The following is a 23,643-nucleotide window of genomic DNA, read 5'->3' as shown; positions in this document are numbered from 1 at the left end:
CCGGCCGCGTGCTCTGAGCCCCTGCTCCGAACCGGCCCCAGCCGCGGCCGAGGGTCACAGGGGCCGGGAGTATGGTGCGGTCCCATGGTGGAACCACGGGTCGATCCAGCAGGTCGGGGGCGGGTCCTCGTCGTCGACGACGATGCGGCGATCCGCCGCTCGCTGGGCCGCGGGCTGCGCCTGGACGGCTTCCGCGTCACCGAGGCGGACGGCGGGCGGGCGGCGCTCGCCGGGCTGCGCGACGACCCGCCGGACGTGGTGGTGCTGGACATCTCCATGCCCGACATCAGCGGGATCGAGGTGTGCCGGACACTGCGCGAGGACGGCAACGACATACCGGTGCTGATGCTCTCGGCGCTGGACGAGGTCGCCGACCGGGTCGCCGGGCTGCAGGCGGGCGGCGACGACTACCTCGTCAAGCCGTTCGCCCTCGACGAGCTGGTGCTGCGGCTGCACGCGCTGCTGCGCCGCCGCCCACCGCGGCGGACGGACACCGTGCGCGCCGGCGGCCTGCTGCTCGACCCGGCGGCCCGCACCGCACACCTGGACGGCGCCGAGCTGCACCTCACCCGCCGTGAGTTCGAGCTGCTGGAGACCCTGGCCCGCAACGCGGGGATCGTGCTCACCCGCGACCAGCTGCTCGACCGGGTCTGGGGCTACGACTTCGAGGTGCGGACCGACGCCGTCGACACCTTCGTCAGCTATCTTCGCCGCAAACTGGAGGCCGGCGGCCGGCCGAGGATCGTGCACACGGTGCGCGGTGTCGGCTTCGTGCTGCGCGACAGCCCGGCCGAGGGCGCGCGATGAGCATGCGGCTGTCGACGCGGATCGCGATCGCCGTCGGCGTGCTCGTTCCGCTCCTCGTGCTCGCGTCCGGCTGGCTGCTGGTGCGGCTGGTCGCGAACGATCTGCACGCCCAGGCCGACGCCCATCTGCGGGAACGCGCCGCGGCGATGGCGCAGGACGCCCGCAACCTGCTGCGGGTCACCGCGGCGGACCGGTCGGCCGCCGCCGAGCAGGCCAAGGAGAAGCGGCTGTTCACCTCGGCGCTGGACGTCGGCATCCGGCTCATCGGCCCGGACGGCACCGTGACCGGCGGGCCGCAGCCCGGCGCGTCCTTCACGCTGCCCGCCGACGCCCGCCGGCCGGTCACCGTCCGCGACGGGCAGCGGAGCTGGCGGGTGCTGTCGGTGCCGGTGGTCTCCAAGCGCCCGGCGGCGACCGGCACGCTGTGGATCTTCTCGCCGGACACCGCGAGCCAGTCACAGATCCAGCTCGTACGGCGGCGGGTGGTGATGGTGGCGCTGCTGGGCGCGCCGCTGGCCGCGGCCGTCACCTGGCTCGCCGCCACCGCCGCCGTACGCCCGCTGCGCCGGCTCCAGCGGCGGGCCGCCGGCCTCGACCCGGGGACCAGCGCGGCCCGGCTCGACCACGAACCGTCCCGGATCGCGGAGGTCGACGACCTGGCGCTGACGCTGCGGACGGTGCTGTCCCGCTACGACGAACAGGCCGCGCGCACCGCCGAGGCGCTCGCCACGGCCCGCTCCTTCTCCGCCGCGGCCTCGCACGAACTGCGGACCCCGCTGATGAGCATGCGGATCAACCTGGACGTGCTGGGCGGCCACCCCGGTCTCGACCCCGCGGAACGGGCCGAGATCGTGGCGGACCTGAGCCGGGAGCACGCCCGGCTGCTCGGCCTGCTGGTGATGCTGCGGGCGCTGGCGCAGGGCGATCTCGTGGAGGCCGACGCCTTCGGGCCCGTCGATCTCGCCGAGGTGGTGGAGTCGTCCGCCGCCGCGCTGCACGGCAGCCGGCCGGGCACGGCGCTGACCGTGCGGAGCGGGCCCGGGCTCCTGGTCCACGGGTGGGAACCGGGGCTGCGCTCGGCGGTCGACAACCTGATCGTGAACGCCCTGACGCACGGAGGCGGCGCCGTCGACGTGACGGTGCGCTCCGGGGAGGAGGGGCGCGGGCCGGGTGACGTCGCCGGTCCGTTCGTCGTGCTCACCGTGGACGACGACGGGCCCGGTGTGCCGCCGGAGTTCCGGCAGCGGGTCTTCGAACGCTTCCAGCGCGGTCCGGACAGTCCCGGTTCCGGCCTCGGTCTGACGCTCGTCGCGCAGCAGATCGCCCTGCACCGGGGCACGATCAGGATTCTGGACCGGCCGGCCGGAGACGGCCGTGCCGCCCGGGGAGCCCGGTTCGAGGTACGGCTCCCGCTGGCCGTGACCGGCCGGCCGGACTCCGGACTCCCGTCTCGCAGGGACTGGTTGACCGCGGAAACGGCCATGGGAACAGCCACGGGAACGGCGACGGGAACGAGACCAGGGACGGGACCAGGGGCCGGAACGGTGCCCGGTCAGACCCCACAAGGTTTCCACAAAGACCCCTCCTAGCGTCGTCCCGCGGCCGGGCACCCTGCCCGGTCCGTCGAGGAGGACACCATGCGCACCACTCGCACCACCCGGACGGCGATCGCCGCGTGCGCGGCCGTCGCCGCGCTGCTCGGCGCGGCGGGAAGCGCGGCCGCCACGCCGTCCGCGCCCCCGACCGGGGACGGCGCCAAGGCGGTCTGCAAGCGCGCCCCCAAGGCCGACGCGCGGATCGACAAGGCGCTCGCCCGGCTCAACGGGAACGCCGGTACGAAGGGATCCGTCGCCCGGCTCACCCAGCGCGTCGCGAACGCCAAGTCCGCGGGCCACACCGAGATCGAGACCCTTCTCAACGACCGGCTGACCTTCCGCAAGTCGCTCGTGCCGACGCTGCAGCAGCGGCAGAAGGACCTGAAGGCCGTCCTCGTCTGGTGCCAGGCCAACAACAACGGAACGTCCAAGTGACCATGAGATACCGGGCGGTCGCGGTCACCGCGACCATGCTGCTCTGCGCCGCGCTTGCCACCGGCTGCGGTGGCAAGGGCGGCGCCGACGACGGCTCGGCCACCACGCCGACGCCGTCCGGGTCGCAGCTCTCGCACCTCGACAAGGTCGTCGGCGACGCGGAGTCCGCGGCGAACGCGGCGGAATCCGACGCCGCATCCGACAACTGACGGACGGCTCACGTAACCTGTGCGGCCATGGAGTCGATGGCACGGACTTTGTGGCTGCGCACGGAACCACTGCACGCGGTGGTCTACTTCGACGCGCAGTGCCGCGAGATGGGGCGCTCGCTGGGTCTCAAGGGCTACTGGATGGGGTACTTCGCCACCCGGTCCGCCCCGCTGGGCCGTGCACAGCCGTCGGTGGTGACCGCCGCGTTCGGTGTGTTCGCCCCAGGACCGGTCGCCCGCGCGCTGCCCGCGTCCTGGGACATCACCACCCCGAGCGGGCACTCGACCTGCGGGCCGAACGCTCGGCCGCCGCCCTGCGGGCGCTCGATCCGGAACTGGAGCGACGGGCGGAGCGGCTGACCGGTCCGCTGCGCGCGATGGTGGCGGACGCACCCGCACTCGCCCGGCCGGTGTTCGCCGCCAACCGGGACCTCCCCGACCGGGCCGACCCCGTGCAGCAGGTGTGGCAACTGACCACCTCACTCCGTGAGTTCCGCGGTGACGCGCATCTGGCCGTACTCGCCGACCACGGCCTCGACGGCTGCGAGGCACTGCTCCTCGCGGCCGCCGACGGCCGGGTGCCCGCCGACTCGATCCGGCAGGACCGCGGTTGGACGGCGGAGGAATGGGCCGGCGCCGGTGCCCGGCTGCGCGAACGCGGACTGCTCGCGTCGGACGGTGCCCTCACCGACCGCGGACGCGACGAGCGCCGGTCCATCGAGGACGACACCGACCGGCTGGCCGGCCGCCTGCTGCGCCCGCTGTCCGGCGACCGCGTGCAGGCGCTGTTCCGTGATCTGGCCCCGGTGGTGGACCGCGTCCTGGCCGGCCGGGTGCTCCCGTTCCCGAACCCGATCGGCCTGCCCCGGCCGGTGCGGCCGCTGTAACCGCGTAGGCGATCGGAACGAGCCGAGTCGTCGTGTCGCGAAGCTACTTGGCGTCGGCGTAGCACTCCACGACGTTCGTCTCCAGCGGGAAGCGGACCGGGGTATCGCCGAAGACCAGGCGGCGGGCCTCCTCGGCCGCCGCGGCGACGGCGGCCTCGACGGCGCCCGCGAGGTCGGTGGGGGTGTGCACGATGATCTCGTCGTGCTGGAAGAAGACCAGCTGCGGCTCCGGGCCGATCGCGGCGAGCCGGCGCCGGGTGGCGGCGAGCATGGCCAGGGCCCAGTCGGAGGCGCTGGCCTGGATGATGAAGTTGCGGGTGAAACGCCCCCAGGAACGGGCGGCCCGCCGGTCCGGTGAGGAGCCGTCGTCGGAACCCGATCCCGCGCCGGATCCGGAACCCAGGTCGGCGTCGTCCGTGTCCAGCCAGCCGGAGGACGGCGTCGGGGAGGTCCGGCCCAGCCGGGAGCGGACCACGCCGCCGCCTTCACCGATGCGGGCGGCGGACTCGACGAGGCCCATCGCGTCGGGGAAACGGCGGCGGAGAATCGCGAGCAGTTGCCCCGCCTCACCGCTGGTCTGCCCGTACATGGCGGCCAGCAGCCCGATCTTGGCGCGGCTGCGGTCGCCGCCGAACGCGGTGCGCGCGATGCCCGCGTAGAGATCGCCCTCCGCCGCCGCGGCGGCGAGGCCGGTGTCGGCCGACATCGCCGCGAGCACCCGGGGCTCCAGCTGGCCGGCGTCGGCGACGACCAGTCGGTGGCCGGGGTCGGCGACGACCGCGGACCGCAACAGCCGGGGGATCTGCAGGGCGCCGCCGCCACGGGTCGCCCAGCGGCCGGAGACCACGCCGCCGACGACGTACTCGGCGCGGAACCGGCCGCCGCGCACCCAGGCCTCGCGCCAGGCCCAGCCGTGGGCGGCGTGGATCCTGGACAGTTCCTTGTAGCGCAGCAGCAGGGCCGCCGCCGGGTGCTCGACCTCGCGCAGCACATGCGAGCGGGTCGACGGCAGCTGGACGCCGACCCGGGCGAAGGCGGGCAGCACCTGGGCGGGGGAGTCCGGGTTGACGGGGCTGCCGAGTGCTTCCTGGACCTGGACGGCGAGCTCGCCCAGCAGTTTGGGCCGGGCGCCGCCCGCCGGGCGGGGGCCCAGCAGACCGGTCAGCAGCTCGTCGTGCACGGCGGCGCTCCACGGCAGTCCGCCGCGGCCCATCTCGGCGGCGGCCAGCGATCCGGCGGACTCGGCGGCGCACAGCAGCCGCATCCGGCCCGGGTGTTCACCCTCCTGGAGCCGGCGCTGCTGCTCGGCGTGCACGGCGACGACGGCCGTCAGCGGATCGGCGTCCTGCGGCAGGTGGTGCCGGTCGGCCGCGAAGAGCACCGGCTGGTCGTCGGCCGCGCCCTCCCGGGCGTCCTCGGGGACCGGCAGATCCTTCAGCCGCGCCCAGGCGGCGCCGAGCGAGCGCGGCTGTCCGTGCCGGCCGTCCCGGCCGAGCAGCAGCGTTTCGACGAGCTTCAGGTCATGGCAGCGGGCCGGCCGTACCGGCAGCCGGTCGAGCAGCCGGGGGTACAGGTCCTCGGTCGCCGCCCACACCCAGCGCGGCCCGCCGGACGCCTCGCGGGCGGCGATGGCCGCGGCGAGATCGGCCACGCGCTCGGCGGACCCGGCCGCTGCGCCCTCCTCGTCCAGCGCCAGCAGCCGCCCACCGTGCCCCACGGGGTCGGGTGCGACGGCGACGCGTGGCGCGGAGGGGAGAGGAGTGGTCACGGGTCGAGCGTAGAGCGGGGCACTGACAACGGGCCGTGCGCAAGGCCGCCGGTCAGCGGTCCAGGAGCGCGTCGCGGTGCTGGGCGCGGTACCGGTCGAGCAGCGCCCGCAGGTCCGCCGCGGTGAAGGGCCGGTATACCGCGCCGCAGGGGCCCGCCTCCGGCGGCGACCACCAGACCGGATCCGCGCACCGGAAGCCCGTACGGCGCAGGCCGACCCGGTGGACCTTGTTGGTGGCGGTGACCGGCATGCGCTCGGTGACGCGCACGAAGCGCGGCGGCATCTTCGTCCCCAGATCCGGCTGGGCGGCGAGGAAGGCGGCGAACGCGGCAGGGTCGAAGGCCGCGCCCTCGTGCAGGGCGAGGGTCGCCATGACCTGGTCGCCCGCCACCGGGTCCGGGACGGCGTAGACGGCCGCCGAGGCCGCGTCGGGGAAGCGGGCCAGGATGTTCTCGATGACCGCGGCGGCCAGGTTCTCGCTGTCGACGCGCAGCCGGTCGTCGCTGCGCCCGGCGAAGTGGAAGAAGCCCTCGGTGTCGCGGAAGAACAGATCGCCGGTCCAGTACCAGTCGCCGCGCAGCCGGTCGGCGACGGCCTGCTCGTTCTTCCAGTAGCCCTCGAACGTGCTCCGGCCGCGGTTGACCAGCTCGCCGATCGCCTCGTCGCCGTTGAGCAGCCGGCCGTCGGCGTCGAAGCGGGCGGGCGGGCGTTCCCGGCCGGTGTCCGGGTCCACGACGGCGAGGTCCGCGCCGGGGGCGGCGCGGCCGATGGCGCCGGGCGGTGTGCCGGGGGAGCGCTGGATGGCGGCGCCGCCCTCGGAGGAGCCGTACCCCTCGATGAGCGGGGCGCCGAAGCGGGCCGCGAAGCGGGTGGCGTCGACGGCCCCGGCCTCGGTGCCGAAGCCGTGCCGCAGCGGGTGGTCGCGGTCGTCGGGGCGTTCGGGGGTCGCGAGCAGGAACTGCACGGCGCGGCCCACGTAGGTGAAGTACGTGGCCCCGTAGGCCCGTATGTCGGGCAGGAAACCGGAGGCGGAGAACTTCCGGCGCAGGGCGACGGCGGCGCCGCCGGTCAGCGCCGGGGCCCAGTTGGCCATGACGGCGTTGCCGTGGAACAGCGGCATGCAGATGTAATGGACGTCCTCGGGCACCACGTCCAGGGAGTCGACCAGCGCCCGCCCGGCGTGGGCGAGGCGGCCCTGGGAGCAGATCACCGCTTTGGGGGCGCCGGTCGAGCCGGAGGTGAAGTACAGCAGCATCCGGGTCCCGGGCGTGACCTCCGGCGCGGGTTCCGGCTCGGCGCCCGCGTAGGGGGCGAGCAGCGCGTCGTAAGCGGGGTCGTCGACGACGAGGACGCGGTCGCGGGAGAGCGACGGCCCCAGGTCGAGGCCGTCGAGCAGCGGGAGGTGGGCGCGTTCGGTGACCAGCAGGGCGCACTCGGTGTGGGCGATGTCGCGGGCCAGCTCCGGGCCGCGCCGGGTCGGGTTGACGCCGACCACGGTGGCGCCGGCGAGCGCGGCGGCGCCCAGCCACAGCGGGTACTCCGGGACGTTGTCCAGCAGGACGCCGACATGCGGCTGCGCTCCGGGCGGCAGCAGATCACGCAGCAGCGCGGCGCGCGCCGCCGACGCGGCGGTGGTCTCGTGATGGGTGAGGACCAGATCCCGGTACTTCAGGCCCGGCCGGTGGTCCTTCCACCGCGCGCGCACCAGCTCCGCGACCGTGGTGCCGGCCGCGGAGCCGGTGTCCGGGGTGTCTGCGGCCCCCGCCGTGTGCGTGCTCCCCATCGCCGCCTCCCGTCCGTTGGACAGCAAGCCGCACCATAACTGACTAGTCGTCAGATGTGGAGGGGGCGCTCAGCGGCGGAGGCCGGGGCGAGCGGTCGGGGGCGCTGGGTCAGGAACCCTGCTGGGCCTGCTCGACGGACTTGCGGACCTCGTCCATGTCCAGCGCACGCGCCTGGCCGATCACGTCCTCCAGAGCCGCGGCCGGCAGCGCGCCCGGCTGGGCGAAGACGGCGACGCGGTCGCGGACGATCATCAGCGTCGGGATCGACTGGATGTCGAACGAGGCGGCCAGCTCCGGCTGCGCCTCGGTGTCCACCTTCGCGAAGACCAGGTCCGGATTGGCCTCGGCGGCCTTCTCGTAGACCGGGGCGAACATCCGGCACGGGCCGCACCAAGCGGCCCAGAAGTCGATGAGGACGAAATCGTTCTTGGTCACGACCTCGTCGAAGTTGTCCTTGGTCAGCTCGACAGTGCTCATGGTGCGCATAACGGGGTGTGCCGATCGGATATTCCGGCGACTTCACTCATCCGGGTGATGGGGTGACCGGGTGCAGTGGCGATCAGCGGGTGGGCCTCGTTGGTCCTGTCATGGGAACGACGGAATGGACCCGGGACAGCGGCGGCGCGAACGACGGAGCCGCCTGGCGCGTCACCCGGGGTGGAACGATTCCGCACGGCTCGGACGTCCCGGTGTACGCCGCCCTGGCCGACCAGTGGCGGTCGGCCGGGCGGATGGTACCGGGGCAGATCGACGCGGAGTGGGCCGAGCTGGTCGGACGGATTCCACGGTTGACGGGGGTGTGACGGCCGGAAGCGGGATGTGACGGCCGTACCGGGATGCGGCGGGGGACCGGCCCGGACAGGCCCCCGCCGCGGAGCGGGACGCCTCAGCCCTCGTCGAAGACCAGGTCCTCGGGCGGACGGTTCATCCGCACCGTCCGGCCGGAGACCTCCACCACCGTCTCGAAGCCGGTGTACTGGCCGCGGGACACGATCAGCACCCGATCGCCCCGCTGGTCCAGGAACGCGGCGAAACCGGCCAGCGACGGGTCTCCCGCGCCCAGCGCCAGATAGTCCGCCAGCCGCCGGAACAGCTTCGGCATGATCACGGCCTCCGCCGTGATCGACTCCAGGCCGTCGATCCGCGCCCCCGACTGGGTGACGTCCAGCGACCACAGCCCGACGCCCTTGGACCGGGCCGCGTCCACCGCCGCGGTCAGCGCCCGGCGCAGATCCACGTACAGGTTCCGGTAGTACGTCGGATAGGCCAGGCCCTCCGCGAGCTGGTGGAAGTTGGCCGTCTCCTCCAGCAGCGGGGCCTCCACCCGGATCCGCTCCCCGCTGGTGCCCGGCGCCGCGCCCTTGCCGACCAGGGCGACGCACCGCCCGTACAGGTCGGCGCCGCGGGTGAGGAGATAGCCGGGCAGCTGCGCCGGCTCCGCCGCGCTCACGGTGCCGCGGCCGTCGCGGGTGACCCCGGTGAAGCCCAGCCAGGACAGCAGCTCCCCGGCGGCCTGGTCGGCGTACGGCGCCGGCTGGTGCAGCTCATGGCCGTGCGCCGGTATGTAGTGCGTCTCCAGCCCGTCGATCGCGTCCAGCCGCAGCTGCGCGCCGCCCGTCGCGTTGCGCTGCACCCGGTGCTTGCCCTCGACCAGGTCCCAGTGGGCCGGATCGGTGGGATGGAAGCGGATGGAGTCCCCGTCGGGACGGGCTCCGGTGATCCGGTACGTGCCCTCGATGACGAGCATGGGCATGGCGACGCCTCCTCAGCGTGTCCACGTATCCGCCCGGTCGGCGCGGCCGGCTGTCCGCCGCGGGCCGCCCGCGGATCCTCGGTGGACGTCCCGCGCGGTTCCCTTCCCTCCAGCGTGCCGCAGAAGTCCCGGCGGCACCGGCGACCGGCCGGTAACGGCGGGCTGAATTCTTCTCATCAACCCACAGCGTGGACGCCCCCTTGAGCTGGATTCGAGGGCCGGTACACATCCTCGGACGCATCGCCCGGAGTGACCCGAAAGGAACCTGCTGTGAACGTACGCGCGACGTTCCACAAGCCGGGACGGCGGCCATGGTGACGGTCCTGCGGCGCGCCGGTGCCGGGGAAGGCGCCCCGGCGGTCCCGCAACTGCGCCATTCGTCCTGGGAGCTGGCGGCCCGCTTCGACCGGGAGCTGGGGGACCCGGGCGACCCGGCCACCGTCTTCTCCTACCAGGAGGCCGTCCGGCTGGACGACGCCGAGGAGTTCCCCGACGAGGCGTGTGCCGCCCTCGACGCCTGGGGCCTCGCCGACTACTACGTGCCCGCCGACTACGGCGGGGTCCTCACCGGCTTCGAGGACCTGCAGCAGCTCATCCGGATGCTGGCCCGGCGCGATCTGACGGTCGCCGTCGGACACGGCAAGACCTTCCTCGGCTCGGTGTCGGTGTGGGTCTCCGGCGACCACGCGGCGGCGGTCCGGCTCGGTGCGCTGGTCAAGGCCGGTGCCCGGGTCTCGCTCGGGCTGACGGAGCGCACCCACGGCAGCGACATCATGGCGGGCGAGCTCACCGCGGAACCGGTCGGCCCCGGCTACCGCGTCAACGGCGAGAAGTGGCTGATCAACAACGCCACCCGCGGCCGGCTGCTCAGCCTGCTCGCCCGTACGTCACCGGTCGGCGGCCCGCGCGGCTTCACCCTGCTCCTCCTCGACAAGGAGGAACTGCCCGAGGAGACCTACCGTTGCCTGCCCAAGGTGCCCACCCACGGCATCCGCGGCGCGGACATCAGCGGCGTCGTCATCCAGGACGCCGTGGTGGGACCGGAGGCGGTGGTCGGCGGGGCCGGCGGCGGTGCGGAACTGCTCCTCAAGTCGCTCCAGCTCACCCGTACGCTCTGCCCGTCGCTGTCACTCGGCGCGGCCGACCACGCGCTGCGGCTGGCCATGGAGTTCGCCAGTGAGCGGGTGCTCTACGGCCGACGGCTGACCGAACTCCCGCTCACCCGGCGCACCCTGGCCGAGGCCTACGCCGACCTGCTGGTCTGCGAGGCGCTGAGCACGGTCGCGACCCGCAGCATCCACGCCCTGCCGAGCGAGCTGAGCGTCACCTCCGCCGTCGCCAAGTACCTGGTGCCGACCATCATCGACGGACAGGTCGCCTCGCTGGGATCCCTGCTGGGCGCACGGTCGTTCCTGTCGGGCGAGTTCGCGCACGGCAGCTTCCAGAAGGTGGCCCGCGACCACCGCATCGTCGGCATCTTCGACGGCAACACCCTCGTCAACCAGTACTCGCTGGTGGCGCAGTTCCGTTCCCTGGCCCGCAACTACCTCGGACCGCTGGACCACCGCCCGCGGCTGGGCACCCTGTTCAACCTGAGCCGGCCGCTGCCGCCGTTCGACCCCGAGCGGCTCACCCTGCTCTCCCGCTACGGCAGCAGCGTCCTGGGCACCCTGCCCGCCTCCGTGACACGGCTGGCGGACGCGGCGCTGCTCGACCCCGCGCTCGGCGGCGCCGCCCGGTGCGCCGCGGAACTGCGGGTGGCGGCCGACGCGCTGCACCGCAGGATCGCCCGCCGGATGGAAACGGTGGCGGCCGCGTCACCCGAGAGCTTCACCGACGCACGCAAGTACGGGCTCTGCTTCGCCGGGGCCGCCTGCCTGGGCCTGTGGCTGCACAGCCACCGTGAGGCCGAGGCGGGCGGGACCGGCGGGCTCTGGCAGGACGGCCTGTGGCTCGAAGCCGTACTGAACCGGCTGCTGGCCCGCCTGGAGGCGCGTCCGGCCGCGGGCGCCGCGGAGGACCCGCTGTTCGAGCGGCTCTACACACAGCTGACCCAGCAGTACCAGGACGGCAGTCTCTTCTCGTTGCTGCCCTGCCCGATAGCCGAGGGACCGCCATCATGCTGAAGGACAACAGCTCCCGCCCGCAGCCGGGTCCCGTCCCGGACGCCGCGCCGGCGCAGCCGGCCGGGCTCCGGTCGGTGGACCCGGCGGAAGTCGCCATCCAGGCCAGGGTCGCCGAACTGGAGCAACTGCTCGGCGACCCCCGCGACCCGGACAACCCCTTCGGGCACGACGCGCTGCTCGCCGCCGACGACCGCAGCGAACTCCTCCCCTCCGCGGAGGACGCGCTCACCGGCTTCGGCCTCAACCACGAGTTCGTGCCGGTGGAACTCGGCGGGCGGCTCGCCCGGGTGGACACCCTCGCCCGGGTGCTGCGCCCGGTCTTCCGCCGCGACGCCTCACTGGCGCTGGGCTACGGCGTGACCTCCTTCCTCGCCGCGGTCGCGGTGTGGGCGGCCGGCACGCCGGAGCAGCGCCGCTGGACCGCCGACCTGCTGATGGGCGGCGGCCGGCTGGCCATCGCCTACCACGAGCTGGCCCACGGCAACGACTTCGTCCGCAACGAGTTCACCGCACTCCCCGACGGCACCGGCTTCCGGCTGGACGGCCGCAAGGAAGTGATCAACAACGCCGGGCGCGCCGAGGCCCTCGTGCTGTTCAGCCGCACCGCGAAGGAGGCCGGCGCCCGCAGCCACTCCGTGCTGCTCGTCGACAAGGGCGTGCTGCCCGCCGACCGGTTCGAGCACCTGCCGCGCTACCGCACGGTCGGGGTGAAGGGCTGCGAGATCGGCGGCTTCCACTTCCGCGACTGCCCGCTGCCCGGCGACGCGCTCGTCGGCGGCCTCGGCGAAGGCGTGGAGATCGCCCTGCGGTCCTTCCAGATCACCCGCAGCGCCATCCCCGCGATGGTGCTGGCCGGTGCCGACACGGCGCTGCGCACCGTCGTCGGCTTCGCCGTGGACCGGCAGCTGTACGGCCGTTCCGTACTGGAGATCCCGCACGCCCGGTCCACCGTGGCCGGCGCCTTCACCGACCTGCTGATCTGCGACTCCCTCGCGCTGGCCGCCACCCGGGCGGTCCATCTGCTGCCCGGCCAGACCAGCGTGTACGCGGCGGTGGTGAAGTACCTGGTGCCCAAGTTCCTGCAGGATGCCACCTACGACCTCTCGATCGTGCTGGGCGCCAACTTCTACGTACGCAACGGCGAGTACGGCATCTTCCAGAAGCACGTACGCGACCTGCCGATGACCAGCCTCGGACACGCCGGGACCGCCGCCTGCCAGGCCACGATCATCCCGCAACTGCCGCGGCTGGCCCGCAAGTCGTGGTTCGCCGGCGAACCCGCCCCCGCCTCGCTGTTCCGCAGCTGGGAGGGGCTGCCGCCGCTCGACACGAGCCGGCTGTCGCTCGCGGCGGACGGCGACGCGCTCGCCGCCTCCCTGGTGACCGGGTACGACTGGCTGCGGGCCACCGGCAGCGGGGGAACGGACGCGGCCGCACTGATCGAACTCGTCCGCTCGCTCGTCGAGGAACTGCGTGAACTGCAGGGCGAGTGCACGGAGATGCCGCCAGAGGACCGCACCGTACTGGCCAGCCCGCACGCCTACGCGCTCGCCGACCGGTACGCCCTGGTGCTCGCGGGATCCGCCGTCCTGAACGTGTGGCGCGAACAACTGGGGGGCGGCTCGCCGTTCCTGGCCGACCCGGCCTGGCCGACGGCCGCGCTCGCCCGGATCGCCCGGCGGCTGGGGCTGCCCGTCCCGGAACGCACCCGGGACGAGGTGGACTGGCTGCTCGGCGAGGTCCTGGACCGCTACCACGGCGAACGCAGCTACGACCTCTACGACAGCCCCCTGGCCGGTTGAGCGGCACCGAGACACAAGAGGAGTCGGACATGGTGGTTCCCGGCAGCGCCGTCGAGGAGCGGGAGTTCCGCGGGTGGCTCCTGGAGAAGCTCGGCCAGTACCTGCGGCGCCCCCCGGCGGACATCGACATCAGCGTGCCCTTCGCGGAGTACGGCATCGACTCGGTCGCCGCGCTGAGCATCTTCGGTGACATCGAGGACGCCTTCGGGCTCTACCTGGAGCCGACGGTGGCCTGGGACCACCCCACGGTGCAGTCCCTCGCCCGCTATCTGGCCTCCGAGTCCGCCCGCAGCGCCACCGGCCCGCTGACGCAGGCCCCCTACGGTGAACCGATCGGCGGGAACCAGGCGGGCGGCGACCCGAGCGACCCCCGCGACACCCCCGGGACGGCGGGCTGGACGCGGAACACCCCGGGAGGTGGACCGCGGTGAACCCGATCGCCGTTCTCGGCCTGGACTGCCGCTTCCCAGGGGCCCCCGACCCGGGGGCGTACTGGGACCTGCTCGCCGCCGGAGCCGACGGGGTCGGGCCGAGACCCGCCTCCCGCCGGGTCGGGGACACCCGGCGGGCGAGCGGGCCCGCGGCCCGGCCCGACGGCGGATTCATCGACGACGCCGACGCGTTCGACCACGCCTTCTTCGGCATCGGCCGTGCCGAGGCCGCCGCCATGGACCCGCAGCAGCGACTGCTGCTGCAGACCGCCTGGCGCGCCCTGGAGGACGCCGGCGTCAACCCCAGGGACCTGGCCGGCAGCGGCACCGGCATCTACGTGGGCGCGATGGCCGACGACTGGTCCCGGCTGCGGCTGGCCGACGACGCGGCGATCACCCCGCGCACCGGCACCGGCGCCGGCCGGGCGATCCTCGCCAACCGGCTCTCGTACCAGCTGGACCTGCGCGGCCCCAGCCTCACCGTCGACTCCGCCTGCTCCTCCGCGCTGATCGCCGTGCACCTCGCGATGGGCGCGCTGCTGTCCGGCGAATGCGACATCGCCCTGGCCTGCGGGGTCAACCTGGTGATGTCCGACGTCCTGGACGAGATCTACGGGCAGTCCGGGCTCGCCGCCCCGGACGGCCGCTGCAAGCCCTTCGGCGCGCAGGCCAACGGCATCGGCCGGGCCGAGGGCGTCGGCGCGGTGGTCCTGCAGCGGCTGGCGGGCGCCCGCGAAGCGGGCCGGCCGGTCCGTGCGCTGCTGCTGGGCAGCGCCGTCAACCAGGACGGCCGCAGCAACGGCATCATGGCCCCGTCCCGGCGCGCCCAGCGCGAGGTCATCCAGGCCGCCTGCCGGCGGGCCGGGGTCGAGCCGCAGCGGATCGGCTGGGTCGAGGCGCACGGCACCGGCACCCCCGTCGGCGACCTCATCGAGGCCCGCGCGCTCGGCGACGTGTACGGCGGACTGCGGCCGGAACCGTGCGCGATCAGCTCGGTGAAGGGCAACATCGGCCACGCCGAGGGCGCGGCGGGCATCGCGGGCCTGATCAAGGCCGTGCTGGCGCTGGAGCACCGGCTGGTCCCGCCGGTCAGGACCGCGGGCGGCGAGCACCCGGGACTCGACCTGGCGGCGCACGGCCTGCGGCTGCTGACCGAACCGCTGCCGCTGCCCGAGGGCGAGATGCTCGCCGCCGTCTCCAGCTTCGGCATGGGCGGCAGCAACGCCCATGTGGTGCTGTCCTCCGCACCCCGCCCGACGGCTCCTCCCGTCCCGGAGGACCGGGACGCCGAAGACGGCGAGCATCCAGGGGTCTTCACCCTGACCGCGCCCAACGCCGAGGCGCTGCGCCGCAACCTCGTCGTCCAGGCCCGCTCGCTCGCGGCGCGCGCCCAGGAGCCGGTCACCCCGCTGTGCTGGACCAGCAACCTGACCCGTACCGGCATGGCGTACCGGATCGCGATCCCCGCCGAGGACACCGCCGGGCTCGCCGCCGCGCTCGACGCCGCCGCGGAGGCGGGGGAGGGCGTGCCGGAACCGCCGGAACCCCCGGTCGTGGCGTTCCTCTACACCGGCCAGGGCGCCCAGTACCCGGGGATGACCAGCCGGCTGTACCGCGAGTCGCCGCTCTACCGGCGCCACCTCGACGAGGCTTCCCTGGCCCTGGAACCGCACCTCGGCGGATCGATCACCGAACTGCTGCTCGGCCGCGACGAACGGGTGCACCGCACCGGCTGGACCCAGCCCGCCGTCTTCGCCGTGCAGTACGCGCTGGCCGGCTACCTGGAGGAGCTGGGAGTGCGGCCCGGCGCCGTACTGGGCCACAGCATCGGCGAGTTCGCGGCGGCCGTCACCGCGGGCGCGCTCGGCCTGGAGGACGCCGCGGCGCTCGTCGCGGCCCGCGGCACCGCCATGGAGGCGCTGCCGGAGGGCGGCGGGATGCTCGCGGTACGGGCGCACCCCGACGACCTGCGCGAAGTCCTCGCGGGCGAACCGCTGGTGGGCCTGGGCGCCGCCAACGGCGCCGCCGCGTCCGTGCTGTCGGGTGATCTGACGGCCATCGGCAGGATCCGCGAACAGCTCGGCGCGCGCGGCGTCGGCTGCACCCCGCTGAAGGTCTCGCACGCCTTCCACTCGGTCCTGATGGACCCGGTGCTGCCCGGCTTCCGCACGACGGCCGACCGGATCACCGCGGGCGAGCCGCGACTGCCGTTCTTCTCCACCGTCCGCGGCGGACTGCTCGCCGGCCGGCCGCTCGACGCCGACTACTGGTGCGAGCACATCACCGGCACCGTCCGGTTCGCCGACGCCGCCGCCGCGCTGCTCGGCTCCGGCGTCACGCACCTCGTCGAACTCGGCCCCAAGCCCGTCCTGCTGCCGCTCGCCCGGCGGCTGCCCGGTGGCAGCGCGCTGCCCGGGATCTCGGTGGTCCGCGACGCCCAGAGCGGCGCGCTGACCGCGGCCGAGGCGGCCGCCGCGCTCTACACCGCCGGCGTCGACATCCGCTGGGAGCGGCTCTACCGCCCCGAGGACCAGGTCCACGCCCGGCTCGCACCGCAGAGCTTCGACACCACGGCCCGGTTCTGGCACGAGCCCCCCAGGCCCGCGGCGGCGCCGGCCGGCGAACCGGGGAGCCCGGTCCTGTCGCTGGTGCGCGCCGACTCCGGCCCACGGGCACCCGAGCACGACGGCGGCGGCCTCGCCGAGGCGGTGCGCGAGACGGTCGCCGGGATCACCGGCGCCGAGGAGGGCACCCTGCGCGACGACGACCGGTTCTACGACGACCTGGGCTTCGACTCGGTGATGTTCATGGAGCTCAAGTACCGGCTGGAGGAGGCGGTACCGGCGCTGGGCGAGCTGTCGATCCCGGAGATGATGTCGAGCCTGGTCTCGGTCACGACCCTCATCGGCTATCTGCGTGAGCAGCTCGCCCGGGTCCCCGCCTGATGACCGGGCGCCCGCCCTCGGAGCCCGGCATGCACCTGCTCTCGGCGGCCACCGCGCTGCCCGGCCCGGCGATCGGCAACGACGCGCTGGCCGGGCGGCTCGGACTGTCCGCCGAGTGGGTGGAGATGTTCATCGGCACCCGGACCCGGCACTTCGCCGTGGACCTCGCGGGCGGCGTCGGCTGTCTGCTGGCCGACCTGTGCGAACAGGCCGCCGTCCGCGGTCTGGAGCGGGCCGGACTGACCGTGCGCGACCTCTCCTTCGTGGTGCTGGCCACCGCGACCCCGGACTCCCTGATGCCCACCACGGCCGCCGTCGTCGCGGACCGGCTGGGCGCCGCCGGCATCCCCGCCTATCAGCTGCAGTCGGGCTGCTCCGGCGCCGTCCAGGCGTTCACCCTCGCCGAGGCGCTGCTCGCCCAGGAACCCGCCGGGTCCGGCGGCGGGCCGTACGGACTGGTGCTCGGCGGGGACGTCTGCGCCAAACACCTGGATCTGGAGCAGGACTTCCGCCGGATGCCACCCGCCCAGCTCGTCAACTACGTGATCTTCGGCGACGGCGCGGGCGCCGCCGTGGTGAGCGCCGCCCCGGCCCCCGGCAGCGCCGCCTTCCACGGGCTCGGGAACCGGCTCGCTCTGCCCGGCCAGCCGCCGGGCCAGCACGTCGAGTGGTACGGGGCGGCCGACCGCGACAGCGCGCTGCCGCCGGTCTCCGAGGACTACAAGGCCGTCGAGTGCCTGGTCCCGGAACTGGCGCAGCGGGTCTGCGCCGATCTGCTGGACACCCTCGGCTGGTCCGCGTCCGAACTCGGCTATCTGCTGCCGCCGCAGCTCGGCGGTCTGATGACCCGGCGGATCACCGCGGCGCTCCGCGAGCGGCTCGGGGTCGAGAAGGCCGTCGAGATCTCCTGCGTCGCCGACACCGGGAACACCGGGAACGCCCTCGTCATGAGCCAGCTGGAACAACTGCTGCCGCTGCTGACCCCGGGCGCGCGGGCGCTGTGCGCCTGCGTCGAGTCCAGCCGGTGGATATCGGCCGGCTTCGCCCTGGAGGCGTCATGAGGACCGTGCGGCACAACCGAATGAAGGAGGAGGCACAGTGACAGGAGTCGAGGACATGATCACCCTGCTCAACCGGGAACTGGGCCTGTTCCTGCGCCCGGAGGACGCCGGGGCACCGCTGGACGCGCTCCCGGGCTGGGACTCGCTGCTGCTGTTCCGGCTCGTCGCGGTACTGGAGGAGGAGGCCGGGAGGCCGCTGCCGGTCGCCGAGCTCGTCACGGCCGGCAGCCTCGCCGAGATCCACGCGCTGGCGGTGGGGCTGTGACGCCCCAGGCCGCCTCGGGTCAGGCCGGGACCGGCCGGGCCGCGACCCGCCAGGACACCGCGCGATCCGACCGGGCCCGCCGCCACACCCGGTACTTCCTGCGGTGGGCCCGCGCCGCCGCCCCCGTACACCTGGGCGCCGACATCGACATGACCGGCGTCCAGGCACACCGGGCCGCGGCCCGTGCCGAGGGCCGCCGGTACTCCGTCGTGAGCTATCTGCTGTACGCCGCCGGCCGGGTACTGGCCGACCACCCGGAGGCCAACGCGACGACGGCCGGCGGGATCGTGCCGCGCACCCTGCGCTACGAACGGGTGCACGCGAAGCTGGCCCTCGACAGCGGAACCGCCGACGAGGGCCGGCGCGCGGTGCGGGTGGCGGTGCTGCCCGACGTGGACCGGCTGGACCTGGCCGGAATCCAGCAACTCGTCGACCGCTACCGGAACGGAGCCGCCGAGGACCTGCCCGGAGCGGAGGGGGTGCGCCGGCTCGGCCGGCTGCCACCGCCGCTCGGGCACCTCGCCTTCCGGACGGCCGTGAGCAGCCGGGCCCGCCGGGCCGAGCTGCTCGGGACCGTGGCGGTCAGCTCTCTCGGCCACCGCAGGGTGGACACCTTCCACTCCTACGGTGGTACCGCGGTCACCCTGACCGCGGGCCGGATCGCCGAGGTTCCGGTGGCCCGTGCGACGCGAGTCGCCGTGGCGCCGGTGCTGCGCCTGGGTCTGACCTTCGACCACCGCGTGCTCGACGGCGCGGCGGCCGCCGACGTACTGGACGACCTGGCACTACTCCTGGAGGCATGCGATGCCGCTCTTCCCGGGGGGTGGGACGCCCCCCAACGCCGTTCCGGTGATCGGCCGGCCCATCAGGGTGACCAGTCCGGAAGGCCCGTGGCACCGCGTGGTTGAGGCGCTGAACGAGCGCGGCAGCGTCATGGTCCACGCCCTGCTGTCGGACTGGGTGCCCGAGAACCTCGACGACCCGGAGCTGCGCCCGGTGCTCGGCCGGGACTGGCACCGCTACCAGGCGATGCGCCACCACCATGTGCGGGAGCGCTTCGCCGCCTCCCGGCTGCTGCTCAAACACGTGGCGGCACAGGCGATCCAGGCCCCGCCCGCCACCGTGGAGCTGGCCTACAAGCCCGGCGGCCGCCCCTATCTGCGCGGCTGCGACCAGATCGACATCAGCCTCAGCCACACCGAGGAACTGCTGCTGGTCGGCATCACCCGGCGCGGCTGGATCGGAGTCGACGCCGAGCTGGAGGACCGCTCCATGCTGGTCTCCGGCATCGAACGGCAGGTGTGCACCCCGTACGAGCGCACCATGCTGTCCCAGGTCAGGGAGAGCGACCGCAACCAGGAGATGGTGCGGCTGTGGACGCTGAAGGAGGCGTACAGCAAGGCCATCGGCCAGGGCATGCGGTTCCGGTTCAACGAGTTCGGCTTCGGCCCCAGCGGGCATCCGGTCCAAGTGCTCAGACCGGACGGCTCGCCCGGCACCGGTGAGGAGTGGGCGTTCGGCACCTGCCGCGTCGAAGGCCGCTACACCGCCAGCTGGGCGCTGTACGACGCGGGATTCGGCGACACCGACGACACCCGGGCCGGCACCATGCTCGACGAGGGCCTGGTCACCGCGCTGCTGCACCAGCCGGCCGAGGCGCCGCAGCCGGCCGCCGAGGCCACCGCCGCGACGGACGTGCCGCTGACCGGAGCCGGAGTGGCGGCATGACCGCCCCGCCGCCCGCCGGGACCGACGTGGTCGTGGTCGGCGGCGGGCCGGCCGGACTCGCGCTGGCCCTCGCACTGGTCCGGCTCGGGGTGCGCACGACCGTGCTGGAACGCTCCGCCGGCGGCCGCCGCGACTTCCGCGGCGAGTCGCTGTCCCCGGACGGCGTCCGGCTGCTGGACCGCTGCGGCGTCCTGGAACCGCTGCGCGCCATCGCCCTGCCGGTGCGCCGGCTGGAGGTCGCCGACGGCGGCAGGACCGTACTCGACGTCGGCTTCGAGTCCTTCCCCTATCCGTACCGCTTCCCGCTGGAGATCCCGCAGTCCCTGCTGCTCGCCGAGATCGAGGCCGCGGCGGAGCGCCAGGACGGCTTCCGGATGCTGCGCGGCTGGACCGCCAAGGGCCTGCTGTCCACGGACGGCAGGACCGCCGGCGTGCGGGCCGCCGGGCCCGGCGGGGCGGAGTGCGAGATCCGCGCCCGGCTCACCGTCGGCGCGGACGGCCGCTACGGAAGGATCCGCAAACTCGCCGAACTCGACGCCCACGTGCGGCCGCTGGACCGGGACGTGATCTGGATGCGGCTGCCGCGCCCCGCCGAGTGGACGGACGCGGCCTACCGGATCCGGATCCGCGGCGACCGGCACGCCCTGCTGCTCCCCGACTCCGGCGGCACCGTCCGGGTCGGCCTCAACATCCCCAAGGGCGGGCTGCGCGAACTGCGCAGGTCAGGACTGGACGCGCTGCACGAGCGGCTCGGCGAGCTCGCCCCCGAACTGGCGGCGCCCGCCCGGCAGACGCTGCGGGACTGGTCCGACACCGCGCTGCTGGACATCTTCAGCACCACCGTGCCGCACTGGTCGGCGCCGGGCGCCGTACTGATCGGCGACGCCGCGCACACCCTGTCGCCCGTCCTCGGGCAGGGCGTCAACCACGCCCTCGCCGACGCGGCGGCCCTCGCGCCGCTGGCCGCCGCCGCGCTCCACAGCGGGGAACCAGCCGGACTCGACCGCGCCACGGCACAGTTCCAGCGACAGCGGTCCCGCGAGGTGGCCCGCTCCCGGCGGCTGCAACTGCGCCAGGAGCGGATCTTCACCTGGTCGGCCCCGGCCGCCGTGGCGGTGCGCCGCGGCGTCTACCGGGCGCTCGACGGCTCCGCCCGGCTGCGCGCCCGGATGCTGGAGCCGGCGTACTTCGCCGACCAGCGGGCCGAACGGGCCCGCGGCGCACGGCGCGAGGACCACGACGAGCACGAGCAGGAGGCACGGACATGACCACACGGCTCGGTGCCGACGACGCCATCGGCCTGGAGGAACTGCGCGGGCTGTCCCTGCTGCACGCACAGGCCCAGGGCATCGAACCCGGCGCCGCCCAGGAGCTGCTGGCCCGGATCACCGAGCCGTGGGGCGACCGTGCGCGCTCCTGGGGACGCGTCTGGTGCGCGGAGGGCGACCGGCTGGCCGGCCAGGGACTGCACCTGGAGGCCTCCCGCCACTACGCGATGGCCCGCTTCCCCTACCCCGGGGACGCGCCCCGCCAGGAGGCCCAGCGCCGCTGTGTCGCGGCGTTCGACACCTGGCGCGCGGAACAGAACGCCGGCATCGAGCGGCTGGAGGTCCCTCTCGAGGACGGCACCGCCGTCTGCTGGACCGCCGGGCTGTCGGCCACCGACCCGAAACCGCTGATCGTCGTCATGGGCGGCATCGTCAGCGTCAAGGAGCAGTGGGCGCCGCTGCTGGTGCACGCCGAGGCGTTCGGCGTCGCGCTCGCCGTCACCGAACTGCCCGGCGTGGGCGAGAACACCGTGCCGTACGGGCCGCGCTCCCCGCGCATGCTCTCCGCGATCCTCGACGCGCTGTCCGGCCGCGCCGATGTCGGCCGCACCGCCGCCATCGCGCTCAGCTTCGGTGGCCATCTCGCGCTGCGCTGCGCCCTGGTGGACTCCCGGCTGGCCTGTGTGGCCACCGTCGGTGCCCCGCTGCGGCTGTTCTTCGAGGACGAGGCCTGGCAGCGCCAGGTGCCCCGCACCACCCTCGCCGCGCTGGCCCACACCACCGGCGTCCCGCCGTCCCTCGTCTTCGGGTACACCCGTGGCTGGGGCCTCACCGACCAGGAGCTCGGTGCGCTGCGGATCCCCGTCCACTACATCGCCGCCCTGCGCGACGAGATCGTGCCGCTGGGCGAGGCCGCCGTGCTCCGCAGGGCGGCCGTCCCGGGCGAGGTGACGGTCCTCGACGACGTGCACGGTGCGCCCGCCCACCTCGACCACACCCGCGGACTGCTGCTGGGGGCCGCGCTCGCCGCCGCCGCACCGGCGGCGCCCGGCGCGGTACCGGAAGCCGCCTGATGCCCCCGAACCCCGGCAGCGGAACCGTCCCGCCGGTCGCGCCCACCGCCTCGCGGGGCCGCGTCCCGGACCGGGCACCCGCCCCCGCCACAGCCCGCTGGAGCGGCGCTCCCGCCACCTGGGCGCACCGCCACCCGGCCGGGCGGGCGGTCAGCCTGGCGGTGGGCCTGAGCGCGCTGGGCGGGGCGGTGGCGCTGGGCGGGACACGCGACAAGGTGCTGTGGTTCTGCGCGGTGGCGCCGGACACCGCCCTGCTGATCGGCATCGCCGGCGCGCCCACCTGGCACCGGATGCCGTCCTACGCGGTGCGCCCGTACAACCTGCTGCACTCGCCCGCGGTCCCGGCCGTCCTGCTGACGGCGGCGGCGCTCACCGGGCGCCGCCGCCTCGCGGTCGCGGGTCTGGCCTGGCTCGGGCACATCGGCTGGGACCGCGCCTGCGGTTACGGACCGCGGGACGCGGCCGGCCACGTCACCAGGTGACCGGCAGCGCCGTCAGCCGGTTCACCAGCAGTCCGGTGTGCATCGTGATGTCCTGCTCGGGAACGGCCAGCCGCAGCTTCGGCAGCGCGCGCGCCAGCGTCGTCAGCGCGATCTCCAGTTCGGCGCGGGCCAGCGGCGCACCCAGGCAGTGGTGGACGCCGTGACCGAACGCCAGATGCGACGGGCCGGGCCGGCCGGGGTGGAAGGTGTCCGCGTCCGGGAAGACCCGCTCGTCGCGGTTGGCGGAGCAGATCGAGGCGATGACGGCGCTGTTGGCGGGGATCGGCACGCCCGCGACCTCGGTGTCGCGCAGGGTCACCCGCAGCGGGCCGCCGTCGCCCATCGGGTTGTGGCGCAGCAGCTCCTCCACCACGGAGGCGGGCCGGCGCAGCAGCGTCGCGAGGCCGTCCGGCTCGCGCAGCAGGGTGAACACGCAGGTGCCGATCATTCCGGCGGTCGTCTCGTGCCCGGCGACCAGCAGCGTCATCGCCATCGTCAGCAGTTCCAGATGGCTGAGGCTGCCGTGCTCGTCGTGCGCCTGCACCAGCGCGCTGAGCAGATCGTCGCCGGGCTCGCGGCGCTTGGCGCCGACCAGGTCCGCGAGATACCCCACCAGTTCGTCGCGGTTGGCCCGCATCACCTCGGGTGAGTGCGCGGTGAGCGACAGCAGCGCGTCGGACCAGCCGCGGAAGCGGTCCCGGTCCTCGTAGGGCACGCCCAGCAGCTCGCAGATGACGAAGGCAGGCAGCGGGAACGCGTAGGCGCCGATGAGGTCGACGCCCTCGCCCTCGGTGATCATCCCGTCGACGAGCCGCTCGGCGGCCTGCTCGATCCGCGGCCGCAGCGCGCGCACCCGGCCCGCGGTGAACTCGGCGGTGACCAGAGCCCGCAGCCGGGTGTGCTCGGGCGGGTCCAGGGTGAACAGACCACCGGCGTCGAACGGCATCGCGGTCAGTTTCGGGGCCTGCGGGAGGACGGTGGCCGCACGGCTGAAGTCGGCGCCGCCGAGCACTTCACGGACGTCCTCGTAACGGCTCACCAGGTACCCCGGGTCGCCGCTGGGCAGGGTGACCCGGGCGACCGGGCAGCCCGCGCGGAGTTCCTGGTAGGCCGGTGGCACCTGCGTCGCGGACGGCCGGGGCGGCGGGTAGGTGGTCACAGTGACACTCCTCGGGGCGGTGGAGCGCCGGAGCGCGCCCCGGCCGAGCGTCCGCCGGGGGGCTC

Annotated in this window: 21 protein-coding genes and 1 pseudogene; 17 read left to right on the top strand and 5 right to left on the bottom strand. The window is 74.5% G+C overall.

The annotated features are described in order from the left end of the window. Window positions 1–84 precede the first annotated feature (84 nt). The 5 genes and pseudogenes from LNW73_RS01240 (at window position 85) to LNW73_RS36595 (ending at window position 3,933) form a co-directional block, all read left to right on the top strand. Window positions 85–807, top strand: a complete 723-nt coding sequence (locus tag LNW73_RS01240; RefSeq protein ID WP_250988489.1) for a response regulator transcription factor — start codon at window positions 85–87, stop codon at window positions 805–807. Further along, window positions 804–2,396 carry a sensor histidine kinase gene (locus LNW73_RS01235; RefSeq protein WP_308407626.1) on the top strand — a complete coding sequence of 531 codons (1,593 nt, stop codon included), beginning with the start codon at window positions 804–806 and terminating at the stop codon, window positions 2,394–2,396. Before LNW73_RS01240 ends, LNW73_RS01235 begins: the two co-directional genes overlap by 4 nt. Before the next feature lie 48 nt (window positions 2,397–2,444). After that, window positions 2,445–2,837, top strand: coding sequence for a hypothetical protein (locus LNW73_RS01230; RefSeq protein ID WP_250979156.1), 393 nt, complete (start codon window positions 2,445–2,447; stop codon window positions 2,835–2,837). Further along, on the top strand, window positions 2,834–3,046 hold the full coding sequence (locus LNW73_RS01225; protein ID WP_250988488.1) for a hypothetical protein: 213 nt from the start codon (window positions 2,834–2,836) through the stop codon (window positions 3,044–3,046). The genes LNW73_RS01230 and LNW73_RS01225 overlap by 4 nt, the downstream gene beginning before the upstream one ends. 27 nt (window positions 3,047–3,073) lie before the next feature. Continuing rightward, window positions 3,074–3,933: pseudogene (locus tag LNW73_RS36595) on the top strand (SCO6745 family protein). Between the two features lie 43 nt (window positions 3,934–3,976). Here LNW73_RS36595 and LNW73_RS01210 read toward each other — a convergent pair. The 3 genes from LNW73_RS01210 to trxA form a co-directional block, all read right to left on the bottom strand. Continuing rightward, window positions 3,977–5,701 carry a bifunctional 3'-5' exonuclease/DNA polymerase gene (locus tag LNW73_RS01210; RefSeq protein ID WP_250988485.1) on the bottom strand — a complete coding sequence of 575 codons (1,725 nt, stop codon included), beginning with the start codon at window positions 5,699–5,701 and terminating at the stop codon, window positions 3,977–3,979. 52 nt (window positions 5,702–5,753) lie between these two features. Continuing rightward, complete coding sequence (locus tag LNW73_RS01205) at window positions 5,754–7,484, bottom strand: AMP-binding protein (protein WP_250988484.1); 1,731 nt, start codon at window positions 7,482–7,484, stop codon at window positions 5,754–5,756. Window positions 7,485–7,593: 109 nt separating this feature from the next. After that, window positions 7,594–7,962 carry a thioredoxin gene (gene trxA / locus LNW73_RS01200; RefSeq protein WP_250988483.1) on the bottom strand — a complete coding sequence of 123 codons (369 nt, stop codon included), beginning with the start codon at window positions 7,960–7,962 and terminating at the stop codon, window positions 7,594–7,596. A 110-nt stretch (window positions 7,963–8,072) separates the two neighbouring features. Here trxA and LNW73_RS01195 point away from each other — a divergent pair, with 110 nt between their 5' ends. Beyond that, window positions 8,073–8,288 carry a hypothetical protein gene (locus LNW73_RS01195; protein WP_250979162.1) on the top strand — a complete coding sequence of 72 codons (216 nt, stop codon included), beginning with the start codon at window positions 8,073–8,075 and terminating at the stop codon, window positions 8,286–8,288. Between the two features lie 83 nt (window positions 8,289–8,371). Here the strand turns inward: LNW73_RS01195 and LNW73_RS01190 are convergent, their stop codons facing one another. Further along, on the bottom strand, window positions 8,372–9,238 hold the full coding sequence (locus LNW73_RS01190; RefSeq protein ID WP_250988482.1) for a nuclease: 867 nt from the start codon (window positions 9,236–9,238) through the stop codon (window positions 8,372–8,374). 311 nt (window positions 9,239–9,549) lie between these two features. Between LNW73_RS01190 and LNW73_RS01185 the strand changes: the two genes are divergently transcribed. The 11 genes from LNW73_RS01185 to LNW73_RS01135 are packed head-to-tail and all read left to right on the top strand — an operon-like array spanning window position 9,550 to window position 22,419. Next, window positions 9,550–11,364, top strand: a complete 1,815-nt coding sequence (locus LNW73_RS01185; RefSeq protein ID WP_250988481.1) for an acyl-CoA dehydrogenase family protein — start codon at window positions 9,550–9,552, stop codon at window positions 11,362–11,364. Further along, window positions 11,358–13,166, top strand: coding sequence for an acyl-CoA dehydrogenase (locus tag LNW73_RS01180; RefSeq protein ID WP_250979165.1), 1,809 nt, complete (start codon window positions 11,358–11,360; stop codon window positions 13,164–13,166). Before LNW73_RS01185 ends, LNW73_RS01180 begins: the two co-directional genes overlap by 7 nt. 29 nt (window positions 13,167–13,195) lie before the next feature. Then, window positions 13,196–13,597: an acyl carrier protein gene (locus tag LNW73_RS36225; RefSeq protein WP_308407625.1), complete on the top strand. Its 402-nt coding sequence runs from the start codon at window positions 13,196–13,198 to the stop codon at window positions 13,595–13,597. After that, window positions 13,594–16,542 (top strand): type I polyketide synthase, encoded by a 2,949-nt coding sequence (locus tag LNW73_RS01170; protein ID WP_250988480.1) that lies wholly within the window; start codon window positions 13,594–13,596, stop codon window positions 16,540–16,542. The genes LNW73_RS36225 and LNW73_RS01170 overlap by 4 nt, the downstream gene beginning before the upstream one ends. 29 nt (window positions 16,543–16,571) lie before the next feature. Continuing rightward, the gene (locus LNW73_RS01165; protein ID WP_250988479.1) at window positions 16,572–17,603 is read left to right on the top strand and encodes a 3-oxoacyl-ACP synthase III family protein; all 1,032 of its coding nucleotides are present in this window, start codon (window positions 16,572–16,574) and stop codon (window positions 17,601–17,603) included. Window positions 17,604–17,640: 37 nt separating this feature from the next. Continuing rightward, on the top strand, window positions 17,641–17,868 hold the full coding sequence (locus LNW73_RS01160) for a phosphopantetheine-binding protein (RefSeq protein ID WP_250988478.1): 228 nt from the start codon (window positions 17,641–17,643) through the stop codon (window positions 17,866–17,868). Further along, on the top strand, window positions 17,865–18,776 hold the full coding sequence (locus tag LNW73_RS01155; RefSeq protein ID WP_250988477.1) for a 2-oxo acid dehydrogenase subunit E2: 912 nt from the start codon (window positions 17,865–17,867) through the stop codon (window positions 18,774–18,776). The genes LNW73_RS01160 and LNW73_RS01155 overlap by 4 nt, the downstream gene beginning before the upstream one ends. Further along, the gene (locus LNW73_RS01150) at window positions 18,769–19,596 is read left to right on the top strand and encodes a 4'-phosphopantetheinyl transferase family protein (RefSeq protein WP_308407624.1); all 828 of its coding nucleotides are present in this window, start codon (window positions 18,769–18,771) and stop codon (window positions 19,594–19,596) included. The genes LNW73_RS01155 and LNW73_RS01150 overlap by 8 nt, the downstream gene beginning before the upstream one ends. Beyond that, window positions 19,593–20,864, top strand: coding sequence for an FAD-dependent monooxygenase (locus tag LNW73_RS01145; RefSeq protein ID WP_285390398.1), 1,272 nt, complete (start codon window positions 19,593–19,595; stop codon window positions 20,862–20,864). The genes LNW73_RS01150 and LNW73_RS01145 overlap by 4 nt, the downstream gene beginning before the upstream one ends. Further along, the gene (locus LNW73_RS01140) at window positions 20,861–21,937 is read left to right on the top strand and encodes an alpha/beta hydrolase (protein WP_250988475.1); all 1,077 of its coding nucleotides are present in this window, start codon (window positions 20,861–20,863) and stop codon (window positions 21,935–21,937) included. Before LNW73_RS01145 ends, LNW73_RS01140 begins: the two co-directional genes overlap by 4 nt. After that, window positions 21,937–22,419, top strand: a complete 483-nt coding sequence (locus LNW73_RS01135) for a DUF4260 family protein (RefSeq protein WP_250988474.1) — start codon at window positions 21,937–21,939, stop codon at window positions 22,417–22,419. The genes LNW73_RS01140 and LNW73_RS01135 overlap by 1 nt, the downstream gene beginning before the upstream one ends. On the opposite strand, the gene LNW73_RS36220 is transcribed toward LNW73_RS01135, so the two are convergent. Next, window positions 22,409–23,578 carry a cytochrome P450 gene (locus LNW73_RS36220; RefSeq protein WP_250988473.1) on the bottom strand — a complete coding sequence of 390 codons (1,170 nt, stop codon included), beginning with the start codon at window positions 23,576–23,578 and terminating at the stop codon, window positions 22,409–22,411. The genes LNW73_RS01135 and LNW73_RS36220 overlap by 11 nt on opposite strands. Window positions 23,579–23,643 lie beyond the last annotated feature (65 nt).

Source organism: Streptomyces sp. RKAG337, from assembly GCF_023701715.1.
Lineage (GTDB): Bacteria > Actinomycetota > Actinomycetes > Streptomycetales > Streptomycetaceae > Actinacidiphila.
This window is presented reverse-complemented; position numbering and strand designations above follow the sequence as displayed.

Coding starts and splice junctions, on each gene's coding strand:
- LNW73_RS01185 (WP_250988481.1), top strand. CDS start 9,550: ATGGTGACGGTCCTGCGGCGCGCCGGTGCCGGGGAAGGCGCCCCGGCG.
- LNW73_RS01235 (WP_308407626.1), top strand. CDS start 804: ATGAGCATGCGGCTGTCGACGCGGATCGCGATCGCCGTCGGCGTGCTC.
- LNW73_RS01190 (WP_250988482.1), bottom strand. CDS start 9,238: ATGCCCATGCTCGTCATCGAGGGCACGTACCGGATCACCGGAGCCCGT.
- LNW73_RS01240 (WP_250988489.1), top strand. CDS start 85: ATGGTGGAACCACGGGTCGATCCAGCAGGTCGGGGGCGGGTCCTCGTC.
- LNW73_RS01205 (WP_250988484.1), bottom strand. CDS start 7,484: ATGGGGAGCACGCACACGGCGGGGGCCGCAGACACCCCGGACACCGGC.
- LNW73_RS01135 (WP_250988474.1), top strand. CDS start 21,937: ATGCCCCCGAACCCCGGCAGCGGAACCGTCCCGCCGGTCGCGCCCACC.
- LNW73_RS01165 (WP_250988479.1), top strand. CDS start 16,572: ATGCACCTGCTCTCGGCGGCCACCGCGCTGCCCGGCCCGGCGATCGGC.
- LNW73_RS36225 (WP_308407625.1), top strand. CDS start 13,196: ATGGTGGTTCCCGGCAGCGCCGTCGAGGAGCGGGAGTTCCGCGGGTGG.
- LNW73_RS01145 (WP_285390398.1), top strand. CDS start 19,593: ATGACCGCCCCGCCGCCCGCCGGGACCGACGTGGTCGTGGTCGGCGGC.
- LNW73_RS01230 (WP_250979156.1), top strand. CDS start 2,445: ATGCGCACCACTCGCACCACCCGGACGGCGATCGCCGCGTGCGCGGCC.
- LNW73_RS01195 (WP_250979162.1), top strand. CDS start 8,073: ATGGGAACGACGGAATGGACCCGGGACAGCGGCGGCGCGAACGACGGA.
- trxA (WP_250988483.1), bottom strand. CDS start 7,962: ATGAGCACTGTCGAGCTGACCAAGGACAACTTCGACGAGGTCGTGACC.
- LNW73_RS01180 (WP_250979165.1), top strand. CDS start 11,358: ATGCTGAAGGACAACAGCTCCCGCCCGCAGCCGGGTCCCGTCCCGGAC.
- LNW73_RS01140 (WP_250988475.1), top strand. CDS start 20,861: ATGACCACACGGCTCGGTGCCGACGACGCCATCGGCCTGGAGGAACTG.